Source organism: Lacinutrix sp., assembly GCF_037625555.1.
Classification (GTDB): Bacteria; Bacteroidota; Bacteroidia; order Flavobacteriales; family Flavobacteriaceae; genus Lacinutrix.
On record NZ_JASJHV010000052.1, the window covers coordinates 1 to 8,755 of the forward strand.

The window sequence follows — 8,755 nt, forward strand, 5'->3', positions numbered from 1 at the left end:
TGATGCTAAGGCATCACCTTATAAAAAGTAACTGAAAATGACATCAAAAATAATTCAAATTATAAAAATCGTCTGTTAACGACCAGACACTATTTAAAAAATAGGAAAGGGGCGCGTACATACGCTTTTTACGAAACCACGATAGGAGTGCAGTGAAATGTGTGTGGAATGGGTTTCAAAAATGAAAATATTCTATTTAAAATAATTTCATAAATGGGGTTCATCTTAGTAAAAAGTTGTTCTAAAAGAAAATTACAGATTATACTTTTAAATTCATTGAATTTTAAACAAAAAGGGCATCCGGATTGGTTACTAAATTTAGTTCATCTAGATATTTCTTTTCTAGAAGTTTTAAACCTAATTTATAAGAAGCATTTGTCCAACCAAAACCACCATTTGGTATGTATTTAAAAGTATCGCCAACATTACCATATTCTACATTTGTTTTGTGTGTACATTTTAACACATCAAATTTTTCTGGAATTAAGCCGTTATAATCTACTGCAGTTTTTACAATTAACCAAAGCCATCTGTAAATTAATTCTTGTGCTTCGGCATTGTAATTATAATGTATTAAACCTTGCCAAAGTAACATTTGATGCGGTGCCCAACCATAAGGAGAATCCCATTGCCTGCTTGGTGTATCATTTTCTGTATCATTCTTTAAAGCACTTGTAGAAGCGATGCCTCCTTTGCATAAAAGTTTTGGCAAATGTAATTTCACTAAATTTTCCGCTTGTTCTTTGGTCGCAATTTTTGCCCATAATGCATAAAAATTAGTTGCAGAATCATATTTATGAGGTTTTTTAGTTTTAAAATTATAGTCATAAAAATTTTTATCTTCTACATTCCACAATAAATCTTGAATTTTTTCTTTTCTTTTTTCACTTTTTCGCAACCAAAAAGCACTAGATATTTTGGTGTTATTGTATAAAAAAGAGTCTTTAAAATACGTTTTTATTAAATACGCAAAATCTGTTTCAAATTGATATAATAGGGAATTTAACGACACAGGGTTAATATGTGAAGCAACACCATCTAATCGCGTTGAAGTATCATGCCCGCTTTCTCTCATACTTCTGTCGTGCACAAAATATTCGTCTAATTCTGGTTCTTTTAAAATATCATTTTTATATTTTTCTTCGAAATCTTCTACTGTTAATTGGTGTTTTTTTGCGTATTTTTTTAAAATAAAATTAAAATGTCCTTTTTCTGTTTCTATGGGTATTTTTTTTCCTTCACCAAAATACCTGTTTAACCCATTTTCTGATAACCGAATGCTTTCTGTCATCCAAACTTCTTGGTATTCTTTAATGGCAGTATTTAATTTATTTTCTAACCAATTTACAGTTAGTTTATCACTGTATTTTTCATAAAATTGTTTAATTAATGATGTAAAAAAAGGCGGTTGAGAACGTGATAAATAGTAGTTTCTATTGGCATTTAAAATTTTGCCATAGTGTAAAATTTGATATTCTAAATTATCAATAATTCCTTTGGTACGTTTAAACTTATCATCAATCATTAAACCCAAAGCAATAAAATAACTGTCCCAACCATACATTTCATTAAAACGACCACCAGGAACTATATAAGGCACACTTTTTTTTGTTTCTGAATCAATCTTTAAAGATAGAATACCTGGTTTAGATAGATGATTTTCGATATATTCATTGGTAATTTTTTCAGGTAAAAGCTCAATTTTTACTTGGCTGTGTTTTTTTGCTGTTTTTTGATAAAACTCTTTAGCAACCAAATCTTGTTCTGGTACATAAATTCGAAAAACGTCGCTTGCTCTTTTTTCATCTTCTAAAACTTTAAATAGATCTTCATTATTGGTACTTCTGGTTAATGTTTTCCAATAATACTTTTTAATTAATCTAGAGATTCTTTTTGTTGGTTTTTCTTTAATTTTTTTTAAGGATACAAAACCTTCTTCATTTTTTAGCAGTGCAACTTCTTGTAATAAATTACCTAAATGATAAGTGCCTTTAATTTTAACGGACGCGCCTTTTTGGTTTTTTAAAATAAATTCTTTTTTACCAGTATCTTCTATAGTTATTGTATTACTTTTTGTAGTGTCTTCTTGCTTTAATAGTTGGTTTATAAGTTTAGACTTATGAACGTGAATTTTCATATACTTTAATCTTTTTGTTAAACATAAATAGAGAAATTAATAGGAAAGCCATTGGTATTAGCGTAAAAAAGAATGCTTTACCACCACCAATGTTTTCAAACAAGTATCCAATTATTCGAGAACCTAAAGTTCCTCCTAAAGCTGAAAAAATAATGATTAATCCTGCCATAGAACTGTGCATTCTTTTAGGTAAAGAAAACAGAATTACAGAATTTATTAGTGGATAAATTGGCGCAATAAAGAGCCCAATTATTGGAAAGACAAAACCTATTAATGGAATTTTTGAAATTGTGTTTATTTCAACAGATTTTAATGTTAACGCACTTGGTAAAATAAACCCTACAATTAGCATTGCAACAATAATACAAACCGTTAATATTTTTAACCAGTGTATTTTTTTTACTAAAAAGCCTGCTAAAACTCTACCAATTGCAAGCGATATTGCTAAAATACTTGCCATTTGTACGCTTAAAGAATCGTTTAAAGACAATACGCCTTTATTAAAACTTGGTAGCCAAGTCATAATTCCTTGCTCTACCATTACAAATAGAAAGGCACTTATTACAAAGAAAATTACCAATGGCAATGCCATTAATTTTAACATTGCTAAAAAATCTTGTTGTATTGTATTTTCTGATTTTTCTACTTTTATTTCAATTTTAGAAAATAACAGCATTAAAAATGATACCGCAATTAAACCCGCTAAAAATAAATAAACTTGTAACCAAGCATCAGGATGATTTTCGTCAAAAAAAACAGGAAAAATAAAATATGCCAAAGCAATACCTACCATAAAAAAGCCTTCTATGTAACTCATAAAACTACTGTGTTCTTCTTTTGTTTCGGTTAATAAACCAATCATAGAAAATACAGATACTTTTATAAAAGCAAAAGCAACACCAATAGTTAAAAAGAGTATTTTACTACTGCCAAATGTATTACCAAAATACATATACATACAGCCAAAGAAAACAAGACTTAAAGAAAGTAACATGCTTTTTTTATACCCAATTTTAGGAAGAAAAGAAGCGACAAAAAAAGAAACAATGGCAATTGGCAAATCTTTAAATGCCTCTAAAATACTTGCATCTGTCTCACCAATATTATAATTATCTATAGCTTGTTTAATTACAATGCCTACACTATTTAGTAAAATAGCAAACACAAAGTAGTTTAGATATAAGGCAAATTTTATAGATTTATTTTTCATAAAAATGATGTGTTTTTTTGTTTTCTGAAAAAAGTAAATACTGTTTAAGTTAAAATTTAAACAGTATTTACAATAACAAACTCAATCTAATTCAAATAATTATTCTTTAAAAGTTTATGGCAATTGATAATTTTACAGCACGACCTAAAATAGACCTTCCCATAAAAGTTTGACCATTAGCAGGTACACCACCAGCGGCTATTCCATCTGCTTCTGTTAATGCAATAGTGTTAAATAAGTTTGAAGCATCTAAACCAAACCTTATATTATCTAAGCTATAAGAGGCACCCGCATTTACAACTCCAAAAGAAGGTATTTCAAAGGTGTTTTCTATATCTTGAAATTTACTACCAAAATAAGAGTATTTAGCGTAGAGATTAAACGCTTTTGTAAAGTTATAACTTGGTCTAACATTAAAATAAAAATTAGAGATACGTCTGGCAATATTACCATTGTTGCTTTCTTGAGAACCTTCAAAATCGGCATATTCTGGATTTTGTAATGTTCCGTTAAAAGCTAAATCAAAATTACCATAGTTAAAAATGGTTTCTAATTCTAGACCTAAATTCTTAACATCTGCAAACTTCCTTTCTGCTAAACCACCAGCTTGAATATCTTGGTAGGCAATATTGTCTAATTGCATGTAAAAAGCATTTGCAAATACAGCAATATGATCTCCAGAATATTTAAACCCAAGTTCTGTTTGAGTTACTTCTGTAATATTTAAACCTTCTAAAGCTGCATTGCCTAAACCACTTTCTACGGCTGCATAAAAAGATTCTTCTATAGGCGCTCTAAAACCTTTAGAGTGTCTTATATAGGAAGCGGTATTGTTGTTAAATTTATAATTTGCAGCTAAAGAATAAGACAATTCATTCACATCGTAATCCCAACGAACATAATTGCCTGTTAATATATTTACACCATTATCTGCAGTATTATTTGGCAAAACTCCTATATCATTCCCCCAAGTTCCATGATCTCCAAAGCCAGAATATTTGTCATTATCGTATCTAAATCCAAGATTAAAATTTAATTTCTCTGAAGCCTCTATATCTGCATCTGCAAAAATTGCATTAACTGTGCCCCTTACAGTAGATTCTCTTTGCAACCAGCTAATTCCAGAGATACCATTGTAAGTATATCCTTCTCCAGAAACTGTATTTACCGCATTTACTAATTGAGGGTTTGTAGCTGCAGAAACAACAAGACTACTCCAGTTCCAGTTTTGTGCAGAAGACCAATTAGAATAATAGTGACCTATATTTAATTTCGTTTTTCCTAAATCAAAATTAAAAGATAAGTTATTTGCAAAATTATTCATGTCTTTTTTAATGTACCATAAATCGGCTCTTTTTAGCTCTGTAGACGCATCTAAAACGGCACCATTATTGTCATTAGTAAATTGTACATCACTCCATCCGTTGTTAGTAGCAAAATCTGCTTGACTAGAAACATCTCCCATCCATTGCGCTGCAAATATTGCGTTGTAATTCAGGTCTATAATTGTAGATTTGAAAGCATTTTTAACCGTGATTTTATCTGTAAGATCATATTTAAATTCAGCACCAATAGCATCTACTATTGGGTGACTACCATCTTCTAAATTTGCTTCAAAATAACCACCATTTCCTTGTGGTACTTTAATTTTACTAAAATTCACAGAAGTAAGTGTCCCAAAATTAGCATCAAAACCAGCGTAAGCTTTTGCTTTACCATTATCCCAAACAAAGGGCGTAGATTGATAAAAAACGTTTCTATCGTTTAATTTTTTATAATTAATTCTCGCATATCCTTTATCAAACTTGTAAGTCATATTAAACTTAAACTGACCTCCTCTGTTCGCTTTAAAACCAGTATCTCGTATCCCGTCATCTTCTCTGTAAAACCCACCAATATTAAAAAATAATTTATCTTCTACAATAGATCCTCCAAGATTAAAATCGGTTCTAATTAGACCAAAATCCCCTGTAGTAACTTTAGCAATTCCTTTAAATTCGTTTTGCCCAGTATTTGAAACAAAGTTGATAATTCCACCAGGAGCGCCAGTTGCATAGATTGAGGCAGTACCTCCTTTTACAGCTTCTACCGTTTTTGTAGTTGCGTCTAATCTTTGAAACGTATCTACATTTGCAAATTGCAATGCACCATCTTCAAAAACAGGCAAACCATCTTCTTGAAATTGCACATATTCATAAGCACCTGCAGAAGGAATACCTCTTGCAAATAAATTATTTCCTATTTCTCCTGCAGAGTTTTCAACTAAAAAACCAGGAATAGACTGCAATAAATCTGCAGTACTATTTGGTGATTGGGCTTCAATTTGTTTTGCACCAATAGTTGTAATAGCAATACTAGATTCTAATTTTGTTCTAGGGTTACCAGAAGCTGTAATTACTATAGCATCTAAAGCCATAAAATCTTCGTCTAAAACAAAAGCTAAGTTTTTAATGTCTTTACCATCAATTACTACTTGTTTTTCAACAGTTTTAAAACCTATATAAGAGGCTATAAAAGTGTAAGTTGCATTTTCTAGATTGTTGATAGTAAAATTACCATCAAAATCTGAACTCTCCCCTTTTTTACTATCTTTAATACTAATTGTAACCCCAGCTAAAGGTTCTCCTGAAGAATCTTTAGTCGTTCCAGAAATGCTGTTTTGGGCATTTACTGCGCTAAACGATATAAAAATGGCAGCCATTGTTATATATTTAATAAATCTTAATTTTAGAATCATATTAATAAATTTTTTGATTGTTTTTTGGTAAATGTAAAATAATAGATATCTTATTTTAACAAATCGATAACTAAAACGTTTTAGATACTAACTTTAACGTTATAGTTCATCATTTTTAAAGAAATAACGTCTTTATCCGATAAAATAACTTTAATTTGAATGTCTAACTACAAATAATGAAACCTGTAACCTTAAAAGAAATAGCAGAAAAATTAAACTTATCTATTACTGCTGTATCTAAAGCATTAAAAGATTACCCAGATATTAGCAAAGAAACAAAAGCTCGTGTAAAGGCTTTGGCAAAGGAATTAAATTATGTTCCGAATTCTTTCGCTGTTAATTTAAGAACTAAAAGTTCTAAAACAATTGGGGTAATTATACCTGCAACAGTGCATCACTTTTTCTCTAATGTTATAAAAGGGATTATTACCATTGCAGAAGAACACGGCTTTTTGGTAATATTACTTCAATCTAACGAAAATTTTGAATTAGAAAAAAAACAAATTGATCTATTATTAAATAAAGGAGTAGATGGCATTTTAATTTCCTTGTCGAATAAAACAAATAGATATGAACATCTAAATAAAGTAATTGATTATAACGTTCCTTTGGTATTATTTGATAAAATAGCCAAACAAGTAAATTGCTCTAAAGTTATTATTGATGATAGAAAAGCTTCTTACAACGCAGTTACCTGCTTAATTAAAAAAGGGTACAAACGAATAGCGCACTTTAGAGGAGATTTAAATCCGCAAAACTCTATTGATCGGTTTTTAGGTTATAAACAAGCCTTGCTAGATAATAATATTCCTTTTGATAAAAATTTAGTCTATGTCTGCAATAATAATGCAGATTACGAAGACGGTTACGCGAATACAAAAAAAATGATTGAAGTTGATAAAATTGAGGTAGATGCCGTTTTTACAATTACAGATGTTGTAGCAATTGGAGTTTTAAAATATTTAAATGATCATAAAATAAAAGTACCTAAAGAAATAGCTATTTTTGGTTTTAGCAATTGGTTTATGTCTTCTATCGTTTCTCCAAGTCTTTCGACTGTAAACCAACCTGGTTATGAAATGGGTAAGACCGCTGTAGAAATTCTATTAAAAGAAATAAAAAATAAAAAAAAGAAGATTCCTTTTGATTATACGACAATTGTGTTGGAAACAGAATTAGTTATTCGAGAATCTAGCTGATTGATTTCATTTTCAAAATGAAAATTAATTCTGTAATATTTAGCTGTTATGGAAAAAGAGTTTAGAATTGATCTCATATAATTTTGGCAAAACAATAGGAGAGAGGAACGCAATATTTTAGGCTATACAAATACAAATGATCCGGTGGAAGATTGTATTTGGATACAACACTTAACTAATTTTTCATTTCAAACCGTATTTACCTAAAAATGTCTTCAAGACATTTTTAGGTAAATAATCTATAATATAACGAATGAGCCGTTAATTGTTTCCAAAATTGCAAGGATTTGAGCGAGAGAAAATTTTATACTCTTGTGGCACGCTTGCGAGAATCGTCTAAATTTTTTTATTACGTACATTTTATCGAATACGCGATTTTTAATACAGCCCAAAAAACCTAGCTTTTATTTTGGCCCTTCGACGAAAATCTCAGGCAAGCGCTAAAATATACGTTAGTATTAATTGTACACAATAAAATTCCATTAAAAACAGTTACAATGCAATTTTACATAGTGTCGGATTATGACAATATAAATGTTTCATAATGCTTTGCGTTATGTCACTTTGCTTTGAAACAAAGCAATTATCAGTTACGGTTTTCCTCAAAAGTTTTTCTTACCTAAAGATTATTTAAAAATATGAATGGAACACTCTTTACAGCTTTGGCTGGAGTAGGGTGGTGGTAAAGTGTGCGAAGTGGAATACATATAATAAAGTTTTTATCATAAAGCACTATTCACTATATTGCACCAATAGTATGATTATTTAATAATACAAGTTATGGCAACAATTAGAAAAACTGTGACATTTACAGAACAACAAGATAACTGGATTAAAGCTCAAATTGAAGCTGGAGAGTTTACCAATGATAGCGAATATTTAAGAAATCTTGTACGACAAGACCAAGCAAAAAATCAAAATTTCATTTCATTAAAAATGAAATTACAAGAAGGTTTAGACAGTGGAATTAGTACTAAAACTCTTCCTGAAATTATGGCAGCGGTTGAAACTCGAATGAAGCAAGATGGCAGATTATAAATTATCAAGTAAAGCTGAGTTTGATCTGACTGTGATGTATGAGTTTGGAATCTCAAAGTTTGGACTTTTACAAGCACAAAAGTATTTTTTTGAAATGCACGATACGTTTGAATTGCTTTCTACTAATAGAGATTTAGGTCGTGATGCCTCTCAATATATTAATGAACTTAAAAGATTTACTTTTAAATCACACACTTTATTTTATATGATATCTACAGATACTGTTTTTATCGTTAGAGTTTTAAGCCAAAAGATGGATTATGAATTTAATTTACTTGAGCAATAACAAATCAAGTGATTCCTACTAATATATTATAACTTGTAGCAATTTTATATAATGTAAATTATGAAATAATTTGTTTCATAATGTTCTGCGTTATGTTACTTTGCTTTGGTAAAAAGCAAGATTTAATCTTCAACTTTTTTTTATTTTT

Annotated in this window: 6 protein-coding genes; 3 read left to right on the plus strand and 3 right to left on the minus strand. The window is 29.7% G+C overall.

Annotated elements, in window-relative coordinates; all coding sequences use genetic code 11:
- Positions 1–283 precede the first annotated feature (283 nt).
- The 3 genes from QNK89_RS04015 to QNK89_RS04025 all read right to left on the minus strand — a co-directional run bounded on the left by QNK89_RS04015 (position 284) and on the right by QNK89_RS04025 (position 6,084).
- On the minus strand, positions 284–2,137 hold the full coding sequence (locus QNK89_RS04015) for a trehalase family glycosidase (protein ID WP_340169674.1): 1,854 nt from the start codon (positions 2,135–2,137) through the stop codon (positions 284–286).
- Complete coding sequence (locus QNK89_RS04020) at positions 2,118–3,347, minus strand: MFS transporter (protein ID WP_340169675.1); 1,230 nt, start codon at positions 3,345–3,347, stop codon at positions 2,118–2,120. The genes QNK89_RS04015 and QNK89_RS04020 overlap by 20 nt, the downstream gene beginning before the upstream one ends.
- 106 nt (positions 3,348–3,453) lie before the next feature.
- Complete coding sequence (locus QNK89_RS04025; RefSeq protein WP_340169676.1) at positions 3,454–6,084, minus strand: TonB-dependent receptor; 2,631 nt, start codon at positions 6,082–6,084, stop codon at positions 3,454–3,456.
- A 176-nt stretch (positions 6,085–6,260) separates the two neighbouring features.
- Between QNK89_RS04025 and QNK89_RS04030 the strand changes: the two genes are divergently transcribed.
- The 3 genes from QNK89_RS04030 to QNK89_RS04040 all read left to right on the plus strand — a co-directional run bounded on the left by QNK89_RS04030 (position 6,261) and on the right by QNK89_RS04040 (position 8,607).
- On the plus strand, positions 6,261–7,283 hold the full coding sequence (locus QNK89_RS04030; RefSeq protein WP_340169677.1) for a LacI family DNA-binding transcriptional regulator: 1,023 nt from the start codon (positions 6,261–6,263) through the stop codon (positions 7,281–7,283).
- A 780-nt stretch (positions 7,284–8,063) separates the two neighbouring features.
- Positions 8,064–8,321 carry a type II toxin-antitoxin system ParD family antitoxin gene (locus QNK89_RS04035; RefSeq protein WP_340169678.1) on the plus strand — a complete coding sequence of 86 codons (258 nt, stop codon included), beginning with the start codon at positions 8,064–8,066 and terminating at the stop codon, positions 8,319–8,321.
- On the plus strand, positions 8,308–8,607 hold the full coding sequence (locus tag QNK89_RS04040; RefSeq protein WP_340169679.1) for a type II toxin-antitoxin system RelE/ParE family toxin: 300 nt from the start codon (positions 8,308–8,310) through the stop codon (positions 8,605–8,607). Before QNK89_RS04035 ends, QNK89_RS04040 begins: the two co-directional genes overlap by 14 nt.
- Positions 8,608–8,755 lie beyond the last annotated feature (148 nt).

Coding starts and splice junctions, on each gene's coding strand:
- QNK89_RS04015 (WP_340169674.1), bottom strand. CDS start 2,137: ATGAAAATTCACGTTCATAAGTCTAAACTTATAAACCAACTATTAAAG.
- QNK89_RS04020 (WP_340169675.1), bottom strand. CDS start 3,347: ATGAAAAATAAATCTATAAAATTTGCCTTATATCTAAACTACTTTGTG.
- QNK89_RS04025 (WP_340169676.1), bottom strand. CDS start 6,084: ATGATTCTAAAATTAAGATTTATTAAATATATAACAATGGCTGCCATT.
- QNK89_RS04030 (WP_340169677.1), top strand. CDS start 6,261: ATGAAACCTGTAACCTTAAAAGAAATAGCAGAAAAATTAAACTTATCT.
- QNK89_RS04035 (WP_340169678.1), top strand. CDS start 8,064: ATGGCAACAATTAGAAAAACTGTGACATTTACAGAACAACAAGATAAC.
- QNK89_RS04040 (WP_340169679.1), top strand. CDS start 8,308: ATGGCAGATTATAAATTATCAAGTAAAGCTGAGTTTGATCTGACTGTG.